Raw genomic sequence first — 19,354 nt, 5'->3', positions numbered from 1 at the left:
CACCATGTGTAGCAGTGGCAGAGCTAGGCTGAACCCGTGGTCACTGAGCTGGTCGACAATGCCCATGCCCTCATCCCCGCCGACGGTGAACGCGTGCTTCTCGGGTTGGCCGGGCCGCCCGCGGCGGGCAAATCCGTGCTGGCGACAACCCTGGTGCAGCACCTGCGCCGGCGTCTCGGCGCGAACGTGGTGGGCTATGTACCGTTGGACGGGTTCCACCTGTCCAACGCGATCCTGGAGTGGCTGGGCCGGCGCAACCGCAAAGGCGCACCAGACACCTTCGACGCCTACGGATACCTTGCCCTGCTGCGACGGATCCTCCAGGAGCCTGGCGACGCCATCTACGTCCCCGACTACGACCGCGAACTAAACGAACCGGTCGCCGCGCGCCACGTCGTCGATCCCGAAACGCGTCTCGTCGTCACCGAGGGCAACTACCTGGCCTGCCCCCAGCAACCATGGGCCGAGGTTCGCACACTGGCGACCGAACTGTGGTATGTGGAATCCAGTGACACGGTGCGCGAGCAGCGCCTGCACGTCCGACAACAGCAGGGTGGGCTCTCGCCGGAGGCAGCATGGGACTGGGTGCGGCGCAGCGACCGACCCAACGGTGATCTGGTCAAAGAGTCCCGTCAACGGTGTGACCGGATCGTGCACGACAAAGAATTTGCGTGACAGCACGCACCGTGGGGCTCGGGCTGGCTGCGGGAAAACCCAGGGAGCCGCAGACGAGGTGGTCTCAACCGGGAGCGGGGCTCAACCGGGAGGCTGATCCGGAACCGTGCCAGCGGGGCGGTGCGGCGCCCCGTGCGGGTGATCAGGTGATGTTGACGTCGGTGCAGGCGTAGAAGGCGTTGGCGGTGTCGGCGATGTTCCACACTGCGAGCACCGTGTGTTCGCCGGAGTAATCACTCAGGTCGACGGTGTGGTCCACGCTGAAGGGGGGCTGTTCGTTGCCGCCGTCGAACTCGGCAACTAGATCCCCGTCGATGAAGTACTGCCAGTCCCGGGTGGAGTGTGCGGCGGTCTTGGTCCAGCTGAACTCGACGGTGCTGGCGACGTCGGTGACCTCCCATCCGTGGTGATCGTTGTCCAGTTCGGCGAACCGGGCATTACCACCGCTGCACATGTCCAGCCCCTTGGGACCCTCCACGCTCTGGGGCTCCCACTGGATCGGGCCACACTCCACCGTCCCGTCCGCGCACTGGGCCTGTCGGCTGGGCGGGTCGGAAACGTAACCGTGGGCATTGGCCACACCGGCGGGCAGCATCACCAAAACGAAGGGGGCAGCGGCAGCACCGGCGGCCACGGTGCACATCCTGCGGCGCAGGCTCATTGATCCATCCTTTCTGTGGGGATCCGAACGCGGGGGCTCTGTGGTCCCCAGCGGGGTGACGTTCGCCAGGCAAGTCCGCGAACCGCGGGGGTATGCGGGCTCACCTCAATCCCCGATGTGGTCTAGACCATAGTGGGGCGGGAGAAGTCGATCAATGCGCAGTGAGCAGAATCTGTCCCCGCAGTAACCCCAACCCGTCCCGTTGGTTTGAAGGGTTCCCCAGGAAACAGAACCACTACCCCACGTCACCGCGACGCCCCAGCACCGCGCCACCTTCCAGCGGGCTGGAGTGTGGCTAGGATCACCGAGCACGAACCGCATTGTTCGCTGTGCGCGAAACTCGCCAGGATTCGTTGGCGGGAACCGCGACCGCCCTGGGGGAGTCAGATCACGGCGATGCGGAAGGGGGTCAACGGAAGGAGAAGGATCAGGCGTGGTTACGAACGAACACCGACGGATGTACCCGGATGGCATCGACCGGGTCGGGGCGTTGATCGATACGCTGGCCACCACCGAGGACCGGCTGTGGCCACACGAGACGTGGCCACCGATGCGCCTGGACGGACCGTTGGGGCCGGGCGCCCGCGGGGGACACGGCCCGATCCGCTACCGCGTGGTCGATCACCAGCCATCGCGTACGGTGCGGTTTCGTTTCGACAAGCCTCGAGGCTTTCGGGGCTACCACACGTTCGTCGTCGAGGCCCACGCAGACGATCCCCGGAACACGGTCCTGCGGCACACGCTGAGTATGCGCACCACCGGCCTGGCCCGACTTACCTGGCCACTGGTGTACCGTCCGCTCCACGATGCCCTGATCGAGGACAGTCTGGACCGCGCCGGGCGCGCGCTGGGTGCCGCCCCAGAGCGGCCGGCCCGGTGGAGCCGCTATGTGCGGCTGCTGCGGTGGCTTCTTACCCGCCGGCGGTCCCGCGGCAGCTGACCTGGCCCGGTGGCCTCAGCGTCCGGAGGTTTTCTGCTTGGCCTGACGTTTGGCGCTGCGCACCTCCTGAAGAGTCTGGCGGTCCACGACGTCAGCGATGGACAACCGGGCGTCCTCCTGCCCGTAGGGACCGGCGGCTTCGCGCCAACCAGCGGGCTGAACCCCGAGCTGTTTCCCCAGTAGCGCAACGAAAATCTGCGCCTTCTGTTCCCCGAACCCGGGCAGGGCCCGCAGCCGGCGCAACACCTCAGCCCCGTCCGGGGAACCGTCGGTCCAGATACCGGCGGCGTTGCCGTCATAGGTATCGGCGAGGTATCGGCACAGCGCTTGGAGACGCTTGGCCATCGCTCCGGGAAAACGGTGCACCGCCGGCTTCTGGGCGCACACCGCGGTGAAGTCCTCCTCCGGCATCTCGGCGATCTGCCACAGGTCGAGATGCCCGAGTCGCTCGGCGATCTTTTTCGGCCCGGCAAAGGCCGTCTCCATGGCGACCTGCTGATCCAGCAGGGATCCCATCAGCAGCGCCAATGGGGTCTCCGAGAGAAGCTGGTCGGCCTCAGCGTCGCCGGTCAGATGCAGCGCAGGTGTCATGCTCCCATTCTTGCAGTGCACATACCCGATGCGGTGGTCATCGTGGGCGCGTGTGCACGCTGACGGCGTATCCGCCCTCGGTGTAGGGGTCGCCATCCCAGGTGGCGTACCGTTCTCGCAGCTCCAGTCCGGCCACGCGACACCAGCTGTCGTAGTCCGCCAGCTGGACCGGCGCTTCGGACAGGGGAAGGTGCGCGGCATCCAGGCCGAAACCGGCGATCAGCAGCCCATCGGGGCGCAGCCGCTCGGCGAGCCGGCCGACGGCCCGTGCCTCCGTTCCCCCTGCCAACAGCGGAATCACGTTGCCCGCGGCGATCACCGCATCGAAGTCCGCGCCCAGATCAACACTGTCCAGTTCGGCCAGATCCCGGTGGACCCAGGGGAGCTGGGGAGCCCGGGCTCGGGCCTGGTCCAGCATCGATGCGTCCACATCCACTCCCACACAGTCGAATCCCTGCTCCGCCAGCCAGACCGCAACCCGCCCGGTACCGCATCCGGCATCCAGGATCCGCGCCCCCGGCCTGAGCCGTGCGGCGCAGAATCGGGCTTCCCCGTGGACATCGACTCCGGAGGCAGCGAGGTCACTGAATCGCTGGTCGTAACGGTGTCCGTGGCCCTCGCCGACGAGCTCGGTCCAGCGGTTGGGTGGCTGGGGCATAGGCTCTCCTTGCTACTCGTGACCTGGTGCATCCCCGTGTCTACCGTGCCGGCTGCGTCGGCTGCGTCGGCTGTCTGGTACGCGAGGTGTGGCCTCCAGACGATGATCCCGGACGCTCTGGCTATCCCCAAGCAGCGGTTGCCACTTTTTGCGAGCAGGTCATCACACTACGATTGGTGGTCATGCAGCTCGGGTGACTGCGTCCCTTGTCAGACAACAGAACAGTTCCGGCTGTGCGATCCCAGTGTGGCACCCCCAGGGAAGGGCTTTCCGTCATGTCCGAACCTGCTGGTTCCTCCCCACTCCTGCCCCCGGTCCGGCGCTACTCCGTGCGGCAGCTGCGGTGCCGCGGCTGGTCCGCCGCGATGATCCGAGACCTGCTGGGGCCTCCGGATGAGACCGTGCCGAATCCCCGCGTTGCCGGAGCCGCCCCGATGGTCTACTACGCGGCCCATCGGGTGGAGTCGGTGGAGCGGGGGCCCATCTTCGCCGCGCGGGCCCGCCAAGCCGCGCGACGCGCCGAGGCGGCCCGGGCGGCGGTGGAGCGCCAACGCTCCGCCACGTTGGATCTGATACGTCGCCGCCCCATCACGCTGCCCGCGTTGGAACGCGAGCAATTGGCGCGGCGGGCGATCGAGCACCACAACGAGGCACTGATCCGCAAGGGAACTCCGATCCGCCGATGCCCCTCCCCCAATCACCCCGAAGACATCGACCCGCAGCAACTGCGGCAGTGGGAGGTGGCCTATCTGCGTACTGTTCTCACGCCCTACGACGCACTGTTGGCCGCACTGTCCGGGCGGGTGGGCCGCGTCGAGGGCGAGCTGCTCGTGCGCCGGCGCGTCTACACCGCGATCGCGGTCCGGTACCCGCACCTGGCACGGGAGTGTGACCGGTTGCTGGCCGAGCGGGTACGCATCGACGCCCCGGTTTAGACGACGTGGCCCGGGCCGCCGTACTGGGGGCGGTCCGGGCCACGCTGGGTGGGCCGGGGCGTGTGGCACGGGCACGCTCCGGCCCGGTACGTCTCAGGTGCTGGGCTGGTGGTGGAGCTCCTCGCTGGGTTCGGTCTGGCGGGGCCGGGTCAGTAGGCTCACCGCGACCATGGCGACAACCGCGATGGGCAGTGCCACCAGGACACCTTCGATTTCGTCCACGCCGAGCGCAGCCTCCACGGAACTGCCACCCAGCTGCCACAGCACCGTCGTGACCGCTCCAGCGATCAGCGCGGCGAAGGCGCCGGCCGGGGTGGCGCGCTTCCAGAACAGCACGGCGAAGACGGTGGGGACCATCGCTGCACCGTAGACCGTGTAGGAGTACAGCTGGAGATCGAGCACCGTGGGGAAGAACATCCCGAGCACGAAGGCGATTACCGCGACGGCCAGGACAGCCCCGCGCTGGACGCGCAGACGCTGGGCGTCGGTGGAGTCGCTGCGCAGGAACCGTGCGTAGAGGTCGTAAGTGAGGTTCGAGGCGCAGGAGAGCATGTAGGAGGAGCCGGTGGTGATGACGAAGGCCGCGGCGCAGGCCAGGATGAGCCCACCGATCAGGACGGGGACGTGCCCCTCGGCGGCCAGGCCGAGAATGGCCATGTCCGCGTCGATCTGCGGCAACAGAATCATGGCGGCCGAGGCCAGAAGGGTCACCGGGATGTATACGGCGAAGCTCGCCCCGAACATACCGAGAGCGGCGGAGCGGGCCTGATTCTCGTCCTTGGCGGCGGTGAGCCGCTGGTACATGTTCTGGTCGGCCAGGATCAGCAGCAGGGTGGGCAGGAAGAAGCCCAGCAGCTGGATCCAGCTCAGTCCGCCGGTAACCGTGGTGGCCTGCTGGGGCAGCTCGCTCCAGTAGGCGTCCACGCCACCGACGGCGGCGAACACAACGGGCACCGACACGATGAGCGCGCCGACGATCACCAGGGTGGACAGGAAGTCGGTGTAGGCCACGGAGAACAGTCCACCGCTGATGGTCAACAGGGTGACGATCACTGCGACGAGGATCGTGGCTTCGGTGGCGTCCAGCGGGGTGATGAGGCTGAGGACATAGCCTCCGCCCATGAACTGGGAGGCGGCGATGCCGAGGTAGGCGAGGATGGTGACCAGGGCTGCGGCGGTGCGTACCCCGGAGCCGAAGCGGACCTCCAGGAGCTCGGGCAGAGTGTAGCGGGAGGCGCGGCGCACGCGGCGGGCAATCAGGTACAGCACCAGGATGCCGACAGGGCCTCCGGCGAAGAAGATCATGCCGGCCAGGGGGCCGTGGCTGTAGACGAAGTTGGCCCCGCCCACGATCGTTCCGGAGCCGACCCAGGTGGCCAGGAGCGTTCCGACGAGCACGGGACGGGAGAGGCTTCGTCCGGCGAACATGAAGTCATCGCCACTTTTGATTTTTCCGCGTCGCGTGATCGCCACCGCGATGGCCACCATCACCAGCAGGTAGCCGGCGAGGATGCTCAGGTGTACTGCTTGCACTCGGACCGCCTTTGACCAGGATCAGGGGATCACACATTGCGTGATCCGATGACCGGTCGATGAAACCAGGCCATCTCCGCCTGACGCAACATTTATTGCATATGCTGTGACGGAGGTCACATTACCCGTGTTTCCTGGTCAGAACAGCTCCGCCTGTTCCCACAGCCGCTCGGTCTCGGCCACCGATTCCAGGGCTCGCTGGCCACCGAGACGTGCCAGTTCCGCCAGGATCGCGTGCACCACACTCATCGTGGCGGCCAGAGCCGGGTAGAGACTCACTCCCTCGCTGGGAACCACAACCACGTGTGCTGCGTTGCGCGCCAGGCTGGAGTCGCGTCGATCGGTGAGTACCGCGACCGTGGCTCCACGCTCGGCGGCCAGGCGCCCGGCCGTGGCGATCTCGCGCGGCAGTCGCCACAGGTCACACACCACCAGGCAGTCGCCCCCGCCCAGCCGCCGTAGATCGTTGATCAGCGAGGTGCCACCGCCCTGACGCGACACCGCCGCATAGCCCATGATCGCCGCTACATGGGCCAACTGGACGCCCGGCGCAGCGAAGGCACCCGACCCCAGTGCCACCGTGGTGCCGGCTGCATGCATGGCCGCTGCGATCGCCCGAACTGCTGTGGCGTCCACCGTGGTGGCGAGCATGCCCAGGTTGGCCTGATCCGCGCTGATCGCGGCGTGCACCAGATCCCCGGACTCCCCAGCTGCCTCGGCGTGCTCGGCGAGCACCTCCCCCGCACTCAGAGAGGCCAGGTAGCGCGACCGCAGCTCCAGGCGCAGCTCCGGCCACCCAGTAAACCCCAGCAGCTGGGCGGTGCGCACCACGGTCGCGGCATTCACCCCGGCCCGCTCGGCCAACGCGGCCGCCGAGGCATACGAGGCGAACCGGGGTTCCTGTCCCAGCACCTCCAATACCCGCGTTGCGGCCTGCCCCACCCGTTCGCCTGCCGCAGCCGACGCGATCCAGTCCCACATAGTCACCTCTCGACATGCACCAGCCTCAGCCCAGATACGATGTGACGCAACATACGTTGCACACACGTGTCTCGGAGGTGGGACGTTGACCGCTCCGTCCATCCTGTTCACCAACGCCGGTCTCCTCGACCCCGAGACAGGCAGCCGCCACCCGGACTCCTGGCTCCTGGTCACCAACGGCACCATTGCCGCCCACGGCCAGGACACTCCGCCAGACGCCGACGCTACGGTCATCGACCTCGCCGGCGCCACTCTCATGCCGGGACTGGTCGACGCCCACGTCCACCCCACCGCAATCAGTGCCGACCTGGGTTTCGTCAGCGAACAGTCGCCGTACTACGTGGGCATCCGCGCCGCCCAGGCCCTCACCGGCATGCTGCACCGTGGATTCACCACCGTGCGCGACGTGGCCGGCGGCGACTTCGGACTTGCCGACGCCATCGCCGAGGGCACCATCTCCGGCCCCCGCCTCATGTTCGGTGGCAAGGCCCTCTCCCCCACCGGTGGTCACGGCGACTTCCGCACACGGGGCCGCCACGCAGCCGACGACCACCCCTGCTGCCCCACACTCGGTGTTCGCTGCGACGGTGCCGCCGAGGCCCGCCGTGCCGCCCGTGACCAGCTACGTACCGGCGCCCACCACATCAAGATCATGCTCTCCGGCGGGGTGGCCTCCCCCACCGACCGCATCGACTCGGTCCAGACGGCTGAGGAGGAGGTCCGCGCCATCGTCGAGGAGGCCGAGCTCGCCAACCGCTACGTCACCGGGCACTCCTATACCGCCCGTGCGGTTAACCGCGGCCTGCGGCTGGGGGTGCGCTGTATCGAACACGGCAACCTCATCGACGAAACCAGCATCGAGCTGTTCCGCGAACACGACGCCTTCCTCGTGCCCACCCTGGCCACCTACCACGAACTCTCCCGCCGCGGACCCGAATCAGGACTTCCCCCGGCCAGCCAGGCCAAGATCGACACGGTCCTGCACAGCGGGCTGCACGCGCTACGCATGGCACACGAAGGTGGCGTCAACCTCGTCTACGGAACGGACCTGTTGGGGGATATGCAAACCCAACAGAACGAAGAGTTCCGCATCCGCGCCCAGGTCCAGCCCGCCGCCGACATCCTGCGCGCCGCAACCAGCACCGCCGCACGCCTGCTGAACCTGGAGGGCCACATCGGCACGATCCAGCCGGGCGCGTGCGCGGACCTGGTGGTGGTGGACGGCAACCCCCTCGACGATGTCACCATCCTGGCCGACCACGAACAGCACCTGCGCATGGTGCTCACCGAAGGACAGATCCAGCTGGACCGGCGGAACACGCCAGCGCGTGCCGCGGCCTGAGACCGTGCGGGTCCCGCGGCCCTGGACGGCCCGGGTTCCCGCACCCCAGTAGAACGGGCCCGACGTCGGATGGACCGCTATCCGCCAGCCGAGCCGATGGAGCTGGCGTTCGAGGTCCTCAGGGCGATGCGCCGCCCCCTCAGCGGCACTTTCGACCACATGCACCTGTTCGTCGCCAACCAGGCCGAACTCGAGGAGACGTTTCCACGATGGCGGGACCACCTCGCGTCCCGCGGAGCGCTGTGGGTGTCCTGACCCAAAGGCCGCAGACGAGGCACCGAGCTCACCATGGGCGAGGTCATCCGCATCGGCTACAGCCACGCCATGGTGGAGAGCACCTGCCGGAACGGGACAGCGACCTACTCCGCACTGACGTTCACGCACCCCAAACCCGGAAGGATCTACCACAACAGCTACGGCGAGCTCCCCCGATAGGCTGGACTCCGTTTTCCCCTCCAGCGGACGGAGCTGGCGATGGCGCTGTTCCACGGCCTCTCGGCCTTCCCGATCACCCCCACCGACGAGCACGGCCGCGTCGACACCGCCGCGGTAGGCGCGCTCACCGACCGGCTGGCCACCGCCGGGGTGGATTCCGTGGGTGTGCTGGGCAGCACCGGCATCGCTCCCTATCTGGAACGCGGGCAGCGTCGGCGGGCGGTGGCCGCGGCCGTCGATGCGACCGCCGGTCGGACTCCCGTCATGGCGGGCGTGGCCGCGCTGCGCACCGACACGGCCATCGACCTCGCCCGTGACGCCGCCGCGGCCGGCGCGGACGGGCTACTGGCCCCCGTCATGGCCTACGCTCCGCTGTCCGACACCGAGATCCACACCCACATCGCCGCCGTGGCCCGGGCCACCGACCTTCCACTCGCGATCTACAACAACCCGGTGGCCACCCACCTCACGATCTCCACCGAACTGACCGGGCGTCTCGCCCAGATTCCCACCGTGTGCGCGGTCAAGCATCCGGGCCCGCCAGCCGAGGAGGTCGCGGACAACCTGGCGGCGCTGCGCGCTCATGTGCCCAGCGACTTCGCCGTGGGCTACAGCGGAGACCACCGGGCCACCGCGGCCCTACTGGCGGGTGCCGATGGCTGGTACTCGGTCAGTGGCGGACTGTTCCCTGAAGCGGCGCTGGCGATCGTGCGCGCCGCCCAGGCCGGCGATGCGGCCAGCGCCCACGCCAGCAACGAGCGCCTCGCCCCGGTGTGGGAGCTGTTCGCCGAGCTGTCCAGTCTGCGGGTAATGTACTGCGCCGCGAATCTGCTGGGCATCACCGAGGCCCAGCCACCCCGGCCGGTACTGCCACTCCCCAAGGCTGATCGCGACCGGGTCGCGGCTGCGCTGGAGCTAGCACGGCAGCCGGTCGGGACGGTGTAGAGGGGTGTGTGCACCCCTACACCGGGGGTGCACACACCAAAACGAAGACGCCTGTGTGCACCATCGTCCCTGGCGCATTCCGGAACCTAGTTTGGGTGGCAGCGGTCAGGTTACTGCTGGACACGCCGGCATCCACCGGAACCGCACCCTAGTGTCCGCGGTGCAGCATCCGGCTGACGGAAAGCGATCCCCTCGATTCCCCGGGAGCCGCGGCTGCTGCCCGCCCGTCCCGGAAGGCGGCTTAAGCGTGAATATTGGAGCCCCCGGCGGTGGTCGACAATCGGACCATCCGGCCAGCGACCCTGACGCACAGGGGCCGTCGCGGCGCCGGGGCAGCGACTTCGCCCCCCTGATCCGCGAGATTCGCGAATCGGGCCTGCTGCGGGCACGCCCCGGCTACTACGGACTGCGCGCCACCGTCCTCGCTCTGCTGTTCGGCGGCGGTTGGACCGCATTCCTCATCGTTGGCGACTCCTGGTGGCAACTGTTGGTTGCGGCCGTGCTCGCGGTGGTGTTTGGTCAGGTGGGCCTGTTCGCGCACGACCTTGCGCACCAGCAGGTGTTTCGTCGGCGCACGTACAGTGACCTCACCGGACGTCTCGTTGGCAATCTCGGTATCGGCATGAGCTACGGCTGGTGGCAGGATAAGCACACCCGCCACCACGCCAATCCGAATCACGAGGGCAGTGACCCGGATATCGGGACCGAGATTTTCGTATGGTCGACCGACCAGGCGCGCGCCGCCACCGGGATCACCCGGGTGATCGGACGCTGGCAGGCGTTCCTGTTCTATCCACTGCTCCTGCTGGAGGGAATGAACCTGCACGTCCAAAGCGTGCGGGCTCTGTTCCAGCCATGGATGAAGCGACGTGCCCTCGAGGGGGGTCTCCTTCTCGCTCACTTCGTGGGCTATCTCGGTCTGGTGTTCCTGGTGTTGCCGCCAGCCATGGCCGTGGCCTTCCTGGTCGTACACCAGGGACTGTTCGGCGTGTACCTGGGTATTGTCTTCGCCCCCAATCACAAGGGCATGCCGACCGTGACGCCCGGACAGCGTCTGGACTTCCTCAGTAAGCAGGTACTGACCACCCGCAACGTGCGTGGAAACTGGTTCACCGACGTCGCTCTGGGCGGCTTGAACTACCAGATCGAACACCATCTGCTGCCGAACATGCCCTCGGTGCACCTGCGGGCCGCACAACCGATCGTGCGGGACCACTGCGTGCGCATCGGTCTTCCGTACCACGAAACCGGATTCTTCGGATCCCACGCCGAGGCTCTGCGTCACCTGCACCAGGCTGGTGCGCCGCTGCGGCAGCGCCGGTGAACCAGCGGATACCCGGCACTAACTGGTTTCCATGCGGGTTTCCGTATCCGAGCCCGAAGTTGTGGGGTAGGCCGGGATCCCGTCAATGCTGGTGGCGTTGCGCCGCTTCCAGTACTCCGGAAAGTACTCGGGTTCGCGGCGTTCGTGTGAGCGGTCCAGGATGTCGCGATCACCCTGGTACTCCATCAGCGGCACCGAGTACCCACAGGAGTCCGCGATGCGGTGACACTCGACCACAATGATGGAGCGTTGCCCGATCGTTCGCTCCTTAGGGAAGTATCCTCGCAGCTCGGCAAACTCCGCGTCGTCGGCAACGACCACCCGGCCGCTGCCGTGCAGACGCACGATCCGCGGCGGACCGACGAAAGCGCAGAACATGAGCACGATTCGGCCGTTCTGGCGTAGATGGGCGATGGTCTCGGCGCCGGAGCCCGTGTAGTCGAGGTAGGCAACGCGCGTATCATCGAGAATCGCGAAGGTGCCCGCCATTCCCTTCGGCGAGACGTTCACATGGCCATCGCCCTCCAGCGGGGCGCTGCCCACGAAGAACACGGGCTGCGCCCGCAGGAAGGCACGCAGGCCTTCGTCCAGGGCGGAATAGTGCTTTCCCAACGTGGCTGATTCTGTCACCGGTAGGCCGCATCATGGAAGACCCAGTGTGCCGCCTGTCCCCACTCACGACAGCCGTGGGATCATCCGGCGGCACCAGACCGACTCGCAGACGCGGGGAGAAGGGTGGCGCCAGCGTGCGGCAACTACCGGAGTTTCGGCTGGAAAAGCACATGGACCGCTGGGAATTCACCGCCCAGTACCACATGACCGCCTCCGACGCCCAGACCATACCGATGTCCCAGCTCCTGGAACTCGCCGACCCCGAGGACCGTCGGGCCTGGGAGGAGCTGGAGCTGGGCTACACCGAAGTGCCGGGGGACTCGGGGCTGCGTGCAGCGATCGCAGCCACCCACACCCAGGCCAACGCAGAGGACGTGGTGTGTTTCGCTGGCGCTGAGGAGGGCCTGTACCTGGCGATGCAAGCGTTGCTCGAGCCGGGGGACCACGCTGTGGTGGTCACGCCCAACTACCAGTCCGCGGAAAGCGTCCCCTGTCGCGGTGTGCGGTCACCGGACTGGCGCTGGATCCGGACCACGGCTGGGCACTACACCTGGACCAGCTCACTGCCGCACTACGGCCCAATACTCGCCTGGTGTACGTGAACTTCCCGCACAACCCCACCGGGGCACTACCGCCGGAGGAGGAGTTCCGGCAGCTAGTTCGACTGTGCGAGGAACGGGGCGTCTACCTGCTCAGTGACGAGGTGTACCGCGGGCTGGAGCTGGGTGGACGCACCGCCCTACCGCACGCGGCCGATCTCTCGGAGCGGGCCCTGTCGTTGAACGTCACTTCGAAATCACTGGGACTACCGGGGCTGCGTATCGGCTGGATCACCTGTCGTGATGTTGAGGTGCGCCGCCGGCTTCTGAACGCGAAGCACTACACCACGATCTGCAACTCGGCACCCAGTGAGATCCTGGCCCGGATCGCGCTCAAGGCCCGCCCCCAGCTGCTGGAGGGCACCCGGGCGGTCCTGGCGGCGAACCTGCCGATGTTCGACGCGTTCTTCGGCGAGTTCGCCGACCTGTTCGACTGGACCCACCCCGACGGGGGCTGTGTGGCTTTCCCCCGCTACCTGGGCACGGATGGCGTGGAACAGATGTGTCACGACCTGGTGCATGAGGCGGGTGTGCTGCTGTTGCCCGCCAGCGTGTTCCACTCCGAGCTCACCCCCACGCCCACCGACCGCTTCCGTATCGGCTTCGGCCGCGCCGATCCGCAGGCCGGCCTGGACGCCTTCGCCGCATGGCTGCGCAAGCGGGCGCCGCGTGGCACCGCACGGTGAGCGCCGACGGGAGGCTCCGGAAGCGGGCGTCTCGCCCAAAGCGACGGTTGGCGGAGGCACAAACCGGTTCCGCCGGAGTGGTGTGACCAGCCGCATTGCGTGGGTGTGGACCTGCTGGAGCGCAGGCCCCACCCACCGTCTGTTGGAACGCGAGGACGTCTGGATCGTTTGCGAGGGGCTCATTGCGACCGACCTCGCCGAGGGGCCCGGCACTCGGCAGGAATCGTCCTCCCCGGGAAGAATCAGATTACAGATCCGGTAGAAACAGGTGGCGGCGGTGAATCTGAACATCAAGAACCGCGAGGCCGATGAGTTGGCGGCCGAGGTCAGCAGGACCGCCGGGGAGAGCAAGACGACCGCGGTGGTCACTGCCCTGCGCGAGCGTCGCACCCCACTGCTCGCCGCTCGGCAGCAGGAGGACGACACCACGCTCACCGATGACCTCAGCACCATCGCCGAGCGAATCCGTGCCAGAGTGGGCGGCGCCGAGCTCAGCAGCGAGCATCTTTACGGCCCGGAGACGGGACTGCCCACGTGATCGTCGACACCAGCGCGGTCATCGCGATCATCAACAACGAACCGGATGCCGCCGAACTTCTCGCCGCGCTACAGACAGACAGCGAGCGTCAAATGTCCGCCGCAACCTACGCGGAACTGGCCGCGGTCGTCGAACAAGCCCGTGATCCCGTTGCCTCCAGGCTACTCGACGACTTCCTGGAGCGAGCGGGCATCGCGATCATGCCGGTCACTGCACAGCAGGCCCGTATCGCGCGACGCTCCTACTGGGACTATGGCAAGCGCAGCGGCCACAAGGCGGGACTGAACTTCGGGGACTGCTTCTCCTACGCCCTGGCCCTGCTGTTCAAGGGAGCGGACTTCCCCACACCGACATCCGGCCGGCCCGTCCCTGAGGCCGCGGTGTTCGTGCGCGGTTCCGGAGACGAAGGTCGTCCCCGTTCCTGGACACCCCCATCGGCATTTCCTGGGTCTCCTGGTCTGGGAGCGAACCCCAGGTTCCAGAACCGCGTCACTCCCGCCCTGATCCCGTCGAGCCAGCCTGTGGTAGCTGACCCTCGGGCCAGACTTCGCTATCGCCGCTGCGTGGGGGCTACCGCGGGTGCGTGTGGTCCGATGGTGTGGGAAGGCTGTGTAGCGAGAGCTGGCGTGATCGGTCCGGTGCCGCGGGAAGAGGTGGCGTGGAGTTGTTGATCGTGGGGATCGCGATCGGTGCCGCCGTCGTGATCATCCTTCTGGGCGCCGTGGTCGGTTTCCTGCTTGACCTGGCCGAGTACGCACTGGGGTGTGCGGTGGTGCTGGCCACTGTTGCGATCGTGGCGGGGTGCGTGGCGACGGGGGCGGTAGTGGGCTGACGCGCACCTACACTTGCGGCGAATTCTCTGCTCATGCCTGCGATGAGTTTCACGTGGCGGGGGAGTCTGTTCTGGTGTAGGCCGCATCGCATCGTCGTCAAGGATGGGTAGTGCCATGGAGCGCAAGCTGTTCGTGAACCTCCCGGTGTCCAAGCTGGACCGGGCCGTTTCCTTCTTCACCGCGCTGGGATTCGAGTTCAATCCGGACTTCACCTACGAGAACGCCACCTGCATGCTGGTGGGCAAGGACGCGTTCGTGATGTTGCTGGTGCGGGACTTCTTCGCCACGTTCACCGACCGGCCGGTCGCGGATCCCGCCACCAGCACCGCGGCGATCATCGCGATCTCCGCCGAGAGCAGGGACGGCGTGGACCAGCTCGTCGACACCGCGCTGGCCCAGGGCGCCAGTGCGGGCGCCACGCAGGACCACGGCTTCATGTACAGCCGCGCCTTCTACGACCTGGACGGCCACCACTGGGAGGTGCTGTGGATGGACGAGTCGCAGATCTCCGCGTGAGCTGCCGGCGCGCTGACGGGGAGTGTCGATGTCTAGAGTAGGCGCATGCTGACCGCCATTCCCCCCTTCGACATCGAAGAGTTCCTGCGGCGTCCATTGGTGGCACGGGTGGCCACCAACGCCACCAATGGCCCCACGGTGCGCCCGGTGTGGTTTCTGTGGGAGCAGAACGCGTTCTGGTGGATCACCGGCTCGTACTCGCGCGTGGCCCAGCACCTGCGCCGGGATGCGCGAGTGTCGCTGGTGGTGGACACCTGCGACCTGGGCACGCTGGAGGTGTTGCAGGTCAACGTGCGGGGAACGGGCGAGATCCGTCCGTTCGACCCACAGCTGGCGCGGCGCAAGCTGGTGCGTTACCTCGGCGAGGACGAGACCACCTGGCCACGGGATTTCCACGACTTCGACGAGGACACGCGGCTGGTGCGGATGCAGCCGGACCGGTTGATCGCGAGGGATCTGTCCAAACAGCGTGCGGCTGACCCGAACTGACCCAGCCGCACGGGTGCCCGGTGCCGGTCCGCGCCCCCGGCACCGGGCATCTGGGGTGCTGCCGTTACCCCAAGCCCGTGATCTCGCCGTGCTCGTCGATATCGATGCGAGTGGCCGCTGGCTGGGCTCCCAGGCCGGGCATGGTGCGCATCTCCCCGCAGATCGGGTAGACGAACCCGGCGCCGGCCGATGCGCGCACCTCCCGTACCGGCAGCCGCCACCCGGTCGGTGCCCCGCGCAGACTCGGGTCCGAGGAAATCGATAGGTGCGTCTTGGCGATACACACCGGCAGTTGGCCGAATCCCGCCTTCTCGTAGGCGTCGAGCTGACTGGACGCCTGGCTGCTGTAGTCGACACCGTCGGCACCGTAGACGCGGCTGGCCACCGTCTCGATCTTCTCGCGGAGGGTGGCATGGTCCGGGTACAGGGGGGCGTAGGAGCTGTCCTCGGCTGCTGCGGCGTCCACGGCCTCGGCCAGTTCGGTCATGCCTGCACCACCGTCGGTGAATCCGGTGCACAGCGCGCTGCGGGCACCCGCGTCGGCGGCGATCTCACGGATGGCATCGTGCTCACTGGGATGGTCCCCGGGGAAGGCGTTGATCGCCACAATCGGCGACACCCCGTGGATGCGACAGTTCTCGATCTGCTTGCGCAGGTTGTCGGCACCCGCGTGCACGTCGTCGGGGTTCTCCGCCAGCATCTCCTCGGGCAGTGGTTTGCCAGCCACCACGGTGTACTTGCCGGAGTGGGTCTTGAGCGCACGCACCGTGGCCACAACCACCGCCGCGTCGGGGGACTCCCCAGAGAGCCGGCACTTGATGTTGAAGAACCGCTCGGCGCCCATGTCGGCGCCGAATCCGGCCTCGGTGACCAAGAAGTCACCGCTGCGCAGGCCGATCTGGTCGGCGACGATGGACGAGTTGCCAGTGGCGATGTTGCCGAACGGACCGGTGTGCACGAGCACCGGCGTGTTCTCCAGGGTTTGCAGCAGGTTGGGTTTGAGGGCCTCGCGTAGGAGCACGGCCATGGATCCGGCGGCGTCCAGCTGCTCCGCGGTGACCGGGTCGCCCTCACGGGTGTAGCCGACCACGATCCGCCCGAGCTTGGCCCGCAGGTCCGCGCGTGAGGTGGCCAGCGCGAGTAGCGCCATCACTTCGGAGGCGGCGGTGATGTCGAATCCGGTCTGTCGGGGGATGCCGTCGGCACGGGAACCGAGCCCCACCACGATGTTGCGTAGGGCTCGGTCGTTGACATCCAGCACCCGACGCCAGGTGATGTTGTGCGGGTCGAGACCCAGCTGATTGCCGTGATGCAGGTGGTTGTCGACCATCGCCGACAGCAGGTTGTGCGCGGCGGTGACGGCATGCATGTCACCGGTGAGATGCAGATTGAGGGTTTCCATGGGTACGACCTGGCTGTAGCCGCCACCGGCGGCGCCACCCTTGATCCCGAAGGTGGGGCCCATGGAGGGCTGGCGTACCGCAATCGTTGCGGTTTTCCCAATGCGGTTGAGGCCCTGCCCGAGTCCGACAGTGACGGTGGTTTTTCCCTCGCCCAGTGGGGTGGGGGTGACGGCGGTAACCACGACATAGCGGGCGCGGGGGCGGTGGGCCAGCTCGTCGGCGGCCTCGAGCTTGACCTTGGTGACACTCTCGCCGTAGGGCTCCAGCAGGTGGGATCCGATCCCCATCTGCTCGGCGATCTCCTGCGGCGGCGTGAGGGCCGCGTCCCGTGCGATTGTGAGGTCGCTTGGAAATCCCATGGCTGCCTTCCTGGAATGTGGCTGGGGTGGCTGTGGGAGTGGGGTGACTCGGCGGATCCACCCGCGCGGTGACTTCGGTTTCCCGGGGTCACCATCGTGTGCGTCGAGTTCCGTCTTACGCAACCCCTCTCATGATACGAAACAACGAGGGGGTAAGGCCAGTCACACGGCCCACGATCGTCACGAACTCTGGGCTACAACGCAGACGCGATACGTGACGCAAGGATCGCGATGATAGTGCAGCCACAACCACCACCGCGGGCAAACCGCACACCTTCGATCAGCCCCGGACCCCGGCCGAACTCAGCCAGCGCCACCCGCCACCGGCGCGATGCGACGCTGCCGCACCCCCGCATCCACGGTCACGGTCAACAGCACCACGCCCCGCACCGCCACGGCACCGCTCAGCAGCGCCACGACCAAGCCCCAGCCCCCGCCGAGATAGACCTCACCCATGAACAGCAGCCCCACCAACACCGCAGCCACCGGGTTGGCCAGTGTCATCGTCGCCAGCGGAGCACCCACAGTCACCCCGCGGTAGGCGGCCTGCGACAACAGGACCCCACTCACCCCCAGGGCAGCGATCCCCGGGACGGCCACGTGCACGAGCCCCATGAGCCCCTCGGCCAACACCTGCTCGGCCAACGTCTTTGTCAACGCCGAGGACACCCCGAACCCGAGCCCGGCTGCGGCGGCACACACCTGACTGCGCCAGGCCACCCGGGGAAGGCGCAGTGCCAGGGCCGCCGCCACCCCCACGCCCGCCAATGTGCCCACCGTCAACACCAACGCACCCTGCTGGTCCTGAGCGTGGCCCCCTTCCGTCGGCGCGGCCACAACCATCATCACGCTCAAAGCCCCCATGGTGAGCAGGGCACCCCGCCACTCCCGACCTGTGACAGTACGCGCCATCAGCCACGCGGCCCACGGCAACGCGAACACCAGGGCCAGAGTTCCCAAGGGCTGCACCACGATCAGGGTGCCGTACACCAGCGCCACCACATGCAGCAGCGCCCCGGTCGAGTTCAACGCCAAAGCCGCCCACCAGCGCGCCTGCCCCAGCAGTACCGGCAGCACCGCCCACCGGGTCAGCTCGGGGGGAATCCCGGCGGCCACCCGGCGCTGCTGTACCGCTCCCCCGCCGTAGCACACCGCCGAGACCACCGACAGCGCCACCGCGATCCAAAAATCACTCACGTCGCACCCGTCTCATGAGCACTATGCTCGCACGCGCCCCACACGTTTTCCGCGCACCCCATACCCGCCCCTAGGATCGGCCGCATGCGGACACGTGAGCTTGGCACAACCGGACGACAGGTCAGCACTGTGGGCTTCGGCGCATGGCAGATCGGCGGAGCCTGGGGAACGGTCCCCGAGGAGGACGCCCTGGCCGCGCTGCGCGCGGCCGTCGACGCCGGCATCACCTTCATAGACACTGCCGACGTTTACGGCGACGGACGTAGTGAGCGCCTGGTGGGGCAGGTACGACGCGAGCACCCCGACCTCGTGGTTGCCACCAAGATCGGCCGGCGGGCCGCCCAAGACCCCCAGAACTACACGGCCGCGAATTTCCGCGACTGGATCGACCGGTCCCGCTCCAACCTCGGCGTGGACACCATCGACCTGGTGCAACTCCACTGCCCTCCGGACGCCGTCTACACCAGTGACGCCGTGTTCGACGCTCTGGAGACCCAAGTCGAACAGCAGCGCATCGCGTCCTACGGGGTGAGTGTGGAGAGCTGCACCCAAGCTCTCGCGGCGATTCGGCGCCCCGGCGTGGCCAGTGTGCAGATCATTCTCAACGCGTTTCGCCATAAGCCCCTAGAACAGGTGCTGCCCGAGGCCCGTCAGGCCGGGGTGGGCGTCATCGCCCGCGTTCCCCTCGCCAGCGGCCTCCTCAGTGGCAAGCTCACCCGCGACACCAGCTTCGGTGCGGACGACCACCGCACCTTCAACCGCGACGGTTCCGCCTTCGACCGCGGCGAGACCTTCTCCGGGCTGGACTATGCGACCGGTCTGGCCGCCGTGGAGCGGCTCCGCCCCCTGGTGCCCCCGACAATGACGATGACACAGTTCGCCCTGCGGTGGATCCTGGACCAGCCCGGGGTCAGCACCGTGATCCCGGGAGCCCGCAACGCCGAGCAGGCCCGCACCAACGCCGCCGCGGATGAGCTTGCGCCACTGAGCGCCGACGTCCACGCCGCGGTGCGCGACATCTATGCCGAACTGATCCACCCCGAGATCCACCACCGCTGGTGAGCGTGATAATCACTGCACCGGCACAGCCCGCCGGCGGGGC

At 67.6% G+C, this 19,354-nt stretch carries 24 protein-coding genes; 16 read left to right on the top strand and 8 right to left on the bottom strand.

Features of this window, described 5'->3' with window-relative positions; translation table 11 throughout:
- The first annotated feature begins 36 nt into the window (after positions 1 to 36).
- Complete coding sequence (locus RIF23_RS01900; protein ID WP_310910559.1) at positions 37 to 675, top strand: nucleoside/nucleotide kinase family protein; 639 nt, start codon at positions 37 to 39, stop codon at positions 673 to 675.
- Between the two features lie 142 nt (positions 676 to 817).
- Here the strand turns inward: RIF23_RS01900 and RIF23_RS01895 are convergent, their stop codons facing one another.
- Complete coding sequence (locus tag RIF23_RS01895; RefSeq protein ID WP_310910558.1) at positions 818 to 1,336, bottom strand: lytic polysaccharide monooxygenase auxiliary activity family 9 protein; 519 nt, start codon at positions 1,334 to 1,336, stop codon at positions 818 to 820.
- A 433-nt stretch (positions 1,337 to 1,769) separates the two neighbouring features.
- Here RIF23_RS01895 and RIF23_RS01890 point away from each other — a divergent pair, with 433 nt between their 5' ends.
- On the top strand, positions 1,770 to 2,276 hold the full coding sequence (locus tag RIF23_RS01890) for an SRPBCC family protein (protein WP_310910557.1): 507 nt from the start codon (positions 1,770 to 1,772) through the stop codon (positions 2,274 to 2,276).
- A 15-nt stretch (positions 2,277 to 2,291) separates the two neighbouring features.
- Here the strand turns inward: RIF23_RS01890 and RIF23_RS01885 are convergent, their stop codons facing one another.
- Both RIF23_RS01885 and RIF23_RS01880 read right to left on the bottom strand, forming a co-directional pair.
- Positions 2,292 to 2,867 carry an HhH-GPD-type base excision DNA repair protein gene (locus tag RIF23_RS01885; RefSeq protein ID WP_310910556.1) on the bottom strand — a complete coding sequence of 192 codons (576 nt, stop codon included), beginning with the start codon at positions 2,865 to 2,867 and terminating at the stop codon, positions 2,292 to 2,294.
- A 37-nt stretch (positions 2,868 to 2,904) separates the two neighbouring features.
- On the bottom strand, positions 2,905 to 3,525 hold the full coding sequence (locus RIF23_RS01880) for a class I SAM-dependent methyltransferase (RefSeq protein ID WP_310910555.1): 621 nt from the start codon (positions 3,523 to 3,525) through the stop codon (positions 2,905 to 2,907).
- A gap of 275 nt (positions 3,526 to 3,800) precedes the next feature.
- Between RIF23_RS01880 and RIF23_RS01875 the strand changes: the two genes are divergently transcribed.
- Positions 3,801 to 4,460, top strand: a complete 660-nt coding sequence (locus RIF23_RS01875) for a hypothetical protein (RefSeq protein ID WP_310910554.1) — start codon at positions 3,801 to 3,803, stop codon at positions 4,458 to 4,460.
- Between the two features lie 93 nt (positions 4,461 to 4,553).
- Here the strand turns inward: RIF23_RS01875 and RIF23_RS01870 are convergent, their stop codons facing one another.
- Positions 4,554 to 5,993 (bottom strand): sodium:solute symporter family protein, encoded by a 1,440-nt coding sequence (locus tag RIF23_RS01870; protein WP_310910553.1) that lies wholly within the window; start codon positions 5,991 to 5,993, stop codon positions 4,554 to 4,556.
- Positions 5,994 to 6,131: 138 nt separating this feature from the next.
- Positions 6,132 to 6,974: a MurR/RpiR family transcriptional regulator gene (locus RIF23_RS01865; protein ID WP_310910552.1), complete on the bottom strand. Its 843-nt coding sequence runs from the start codon at positions 6,972 to 6,974 to the stop codon at positions 6,132 to 6,134.
- A gap of 85 nt (positions 6,975 to 7,059) precedes the next feature.
- On the opposite strand from RIF23_RS01865, the gene RIF23_RS01860 reads away from it, so the two are divergent.
- From RIF23_RS01860 to RIF23_RS01840, 5 genes are all read left to right on the top strand, one after another.
- A complete protein-coding gene (locus tag RIF23_RS01860; RefSeq protein ID WP_310910551.1) occupies positions 7,060 to 8,316 on the top strand; it encodes a metal-dependent hydrolase family protein in 1,257 nt (418 codons plus the stop codon).
- 69 nt (positions 8,317 to 8,385) lie between these two features.
- On the top strand, positions 8,386 to 8,571 hold the full coding sequence (locus tag RIF23_RS01855; RefSeq protein WP_310910550.1) for a hypothetical protein: 186 nt from the start codon (positions 8,386 to 8,388) through the stop codon (positions 8,569 to 8,571).
- A 33-nt stretch (positions 8,572 to 8,604) separates the two neighbouring features.
- On the top strand, positions 8,605 to 8,751 hold the full coding sequence (locus tag RIF23_RS01850) for a hypothetical protein (protein ID WP_310910549.1): 147 nt from the start codon (positions 8,605 to 8,607) through the stop codon (positions 8,749 to 8,751).
- 39 nt (positions 8,752 to 8,790) lie between these two features.
- Positions 8,791 to 9,696, top strand: a complete 906-nt coding sequence (locus RIF23_RS01845) for a dihydrodipicolinate synthase family protein (protein WP_310910548.1) — start codon at positions 8,791 to 8,793, stop codon at positions 9,694 to 9,696.
- Between the two features lie 253 nt (positions 9,697 to 9,949).
- A complete protein-coding gene (locus RIF23_RS01840; RefSeq protein WP_456085732.1) occupies positions 9,950 to 11,020 on the top strand; it encodes a fatty acid desaturase family protein in 1,071 nt (356 codons plus the stop codon).
- Positions 11,021 to 11,038: 18 nt separating this feature from the next.
- Here RIF23_RS01840 and RIF23_RS01835 read toward each other — a convergent pair whose 3' ends face one another.
- Positions 11,039 to 11,632, bottom strand: a complete 594-nt coding sequence (locus tag RIF23_RS01835; RefSeq protein ID WP_310911210.1) for a pyridoxamine 5'-phosphate oxidase family protein — start codon at positions 11,630 to 11,632, stop codon at positions 11,039 to 11,041.
- A 134-nt stretch (positions 11,633 to 11,766) separates the two neighbouring features.
- On the opposite strand from RIF23_RS01835, the gene RIF23_RS01830 reads away from it, so the two are divergent.
- The 7 genes from RIF23_RS01830 (at position 11,767) to RIF23_RS01800 (ending at position 15,293) form a co-directional block, all read left to right on the top strand.
- Positions 11,767 to 12,234, top strand: coding sequence for an aminotransferase class I/II-fold pyridoxal phosphate-dependent enzyme (locus RIF23_RS01830; protein ID WP_310910547.1), 468 nt, complete (start codon positions 11,767 to 11,769; stop codon positions 12,232 to 12,234).
- A complete protein-coding gene (locus RIF23_RS01825) occupies positions 12,123 to 12,917 on the top strand; it encodes a pyridoxal phosphate-dependent aminotransferase (RefSeq protein ID WP_310911209.1) in 795 nt (264 codons plus the stop codon). Before RIF23_RS01830 ends, RIF23_RS01825 begins: the two co-directional genes overlap by 112 nt.
- Positions 12,918 to 13,194: 277 nt before the next feature.
- The gene (locus RIF23_RS01820) at positions 13,195 to 13,455 is read left to right on the top strand and encodes a type II toxin-antitoxin system VapB family antitoxin (protein WP_310910546.1); all 261 of its coding nucleotides are present in this window, start codon (positions 13,195 to 13,197) and stop codon (positions 13,453 to 13,455) included.
- Positions 13,452 to 14,126 carry a type II toxin-antitoxin system VapC family toxin gene (locus RIF23_RS01815; RefSeq protein ID WP_310910545.1) on the top strand — a complete coding sequence of 225 codons (675 nt, stop codon included), beginning with the start codon at positions 13,452 to 13,454 and terminating at the stop codon, positions 14,124 to 14,126. The genes RIF23_RS01820 and RIF23_RS01815 overlap by 4 nt, the downstream gene beginning before the upstream one ends.
- The gene (locus RIF23_RS01810; RefSeq protein WP_310910544.1) at positions 14,114 to 14,287 is read left to right on the top strand and encodes a hypothetical protein; all 174 of its coding nucleotides are present in this window, start codon (positions 14,114 to 14,116) and stop codon (positions 14,285 to 14,287) included. Before RIF23_RS01815 ends, RIF23_RS01810 begins: the two co-directional genes overlap by 13 nt.
- 115 nt (positions 14,288 to 14,402) lie before the next feature.
- Positions 14,403 to 14,804 (top strand): VOC family protein, encoded by a 402-nt coding sequence (locus RIF23_RS01805; RefSeq protein WP_310910543.1) that lies wholly within the window; start codon positions 14,403 to 14,405, stop codon positions 14,802 to 14,804.
- Positions 14,805 to 14,849: 45 nt separating this feature from the next.
- Positions 14,850 to 15,293, top strand: coding sequence for a pyridoxamine 5'-phosphate oxidase family protein (locus RIF23_RS01800; RefSeq protein WP_310910541.1), 444 nt, complete (start codon positions 14,850 to 14,852; stop codon positions 15,291 to 15,293).
- Positions 15,294 to 15,357: 64 nt separating this feature from the next.
- On the opposite strand, the gene RIF23_RS01795 is transcribed toward RIF23_RS01800, so the two are convergent.
- Entirely contained in the window at positions 15,358 to 17,055 is a 1,698-nt protein-coding gene (locus RIF23_RS01795; protein WP_310910540.1) for a formate--tetrahydrofolate ligase, read from the bottom strand.
- Positions 17,056 to 17,358: 303 nt separating this feature from the next.
- Positions 17,359 to 18,252 carry a DMT family transporter gene (locus tag RIF23_RS01790; RefSeq protein ID WP_310910539.1) on the bottom strand — a complete coding sequence of 298 codons (894 nt, stop codon included), beginning with the start codon at positions 18,250 to 18,252 and terminating at the stop codon, positions 17,359 to 17,361.
- 84 nt (positions 18,253 to 18,336) lie between these two features.
- Between RIF23_RS01790 and RIF23_RS01785 the strand changes: the two genes are divergently transcribed.
- Positions 18,337 to 19,314 carry an aldo/keto reductase gene (locus RIF23_RS01785; RefSeq protein ID WP_310910538.1) on the top strand — a complete coding sequence of 326 codons (978 nt, stop codon included), beginning with the start codon at positions 18,337 to 18,339 and terminating at the stop codon, positions 19,312 to 19,314.
- Positions 19,315 to 19,354 lie beyond the last annotated feature (40 nt).

Origin of the sequence: Lipingzhangella rawalii (assembly GCF_031628175.1) — a bacterium.
In the GTDB taxonomy this organism is placed as follows: Bacteria; Actinomycetota; Actinomycetes; order Streptosporangiales; family Streptosporangiaceae; genus Lipingzhangella_A; species Lipingzhangella_A rawalii.
The sequence above is the reverse complement of the archived record's forward strand: the minus strand, read 5'-3'. Positions and strand labels throughout refer to the sequence as shown.

Coding starts and splice junctions, on each gene's coding strand:
- RIF23_RS01895 (WP_310910558.1), bottom strand. CDS start 1,336: ATGAGCCTGCGCCGCAGGATGTGCACCGTGGCCGCCGGTGCTGCCGCT.
- RIF23_RS01885 (WP_310910556.1), bottom strand. CDS start 2,867: ATGACACCTGCGCTGCATCTGACCGGCGACGCTGAGGCCGACCAGCTT.
- RIF23_RS01880 (WP_310910555.1), bottom strand. CDS start 3,525: ATGCCCCAGCCACCCAACCGCTGGACCGAGCTCGTCGGCGAGGGCCAC.
- RIF23_RS01875 (WP_310910554.1), top strand. CDS start 3,801: ATGTCCGAACCTGCTGGTTCCTCCCCACTCCTGCCCCCGGTCCGGCGC.
- RIF23_RS01865 (WP_310910552.1), bottom strand. CDS start 6,974: ATGTGGGACTGGATCGCGTCGGCTGCGGCAGGCGAACGGGTGGGGCAG.
- RIF23_RS01855 (WP_310910550.1), top strand. CDS start 8,386: ATGGACCGCTATCCGCCAGCCGAGCCGATGGAGCTGGCGTTCGAGGTC.
- RIF23_RS01850 (WP_310910549.1), top strand. CDS start 8,605: ATGGGCGAGGTCATCCGCATCGGCTACAGCCACGCCATGGTGGAGAGC.
- RIF23_RS01845 (WP_310910548.1), top strand. CDS start 8,791: ATGGCGCTGTTCCACGGCCTCTCGGCCTTCCCGATCACCCCCACCGAC.
- RIF23_RS01805 (WP_310910543.1), top strand. CDS start 14,403: ATGGAGCGCAAGCTGTTCGTGAACCTCCCGGTGTCCAAGCTGGACCGG.
- RIF23_RS01800 (WP_310910541.1), top strand. CDS start 14,850: ATGCTGACCGCCATTCCCCCCTTCGACATCGAAGAGTTCCTGCGGCGT.
- RIF23_RS01795 (WP_310910540.1), bottom strand. CDS start 17,055: ATGGGATTTCCAAGCGACCTCACAATCGCACGGGACGCGGCCCTCACG.
- RIF23_RS01785 (WP_310910538.1), top strand. CDS start 18,337: ATGCGGACACGTGAGCTTGGCACAACCGGACGACAGGTCAGCACTGTG.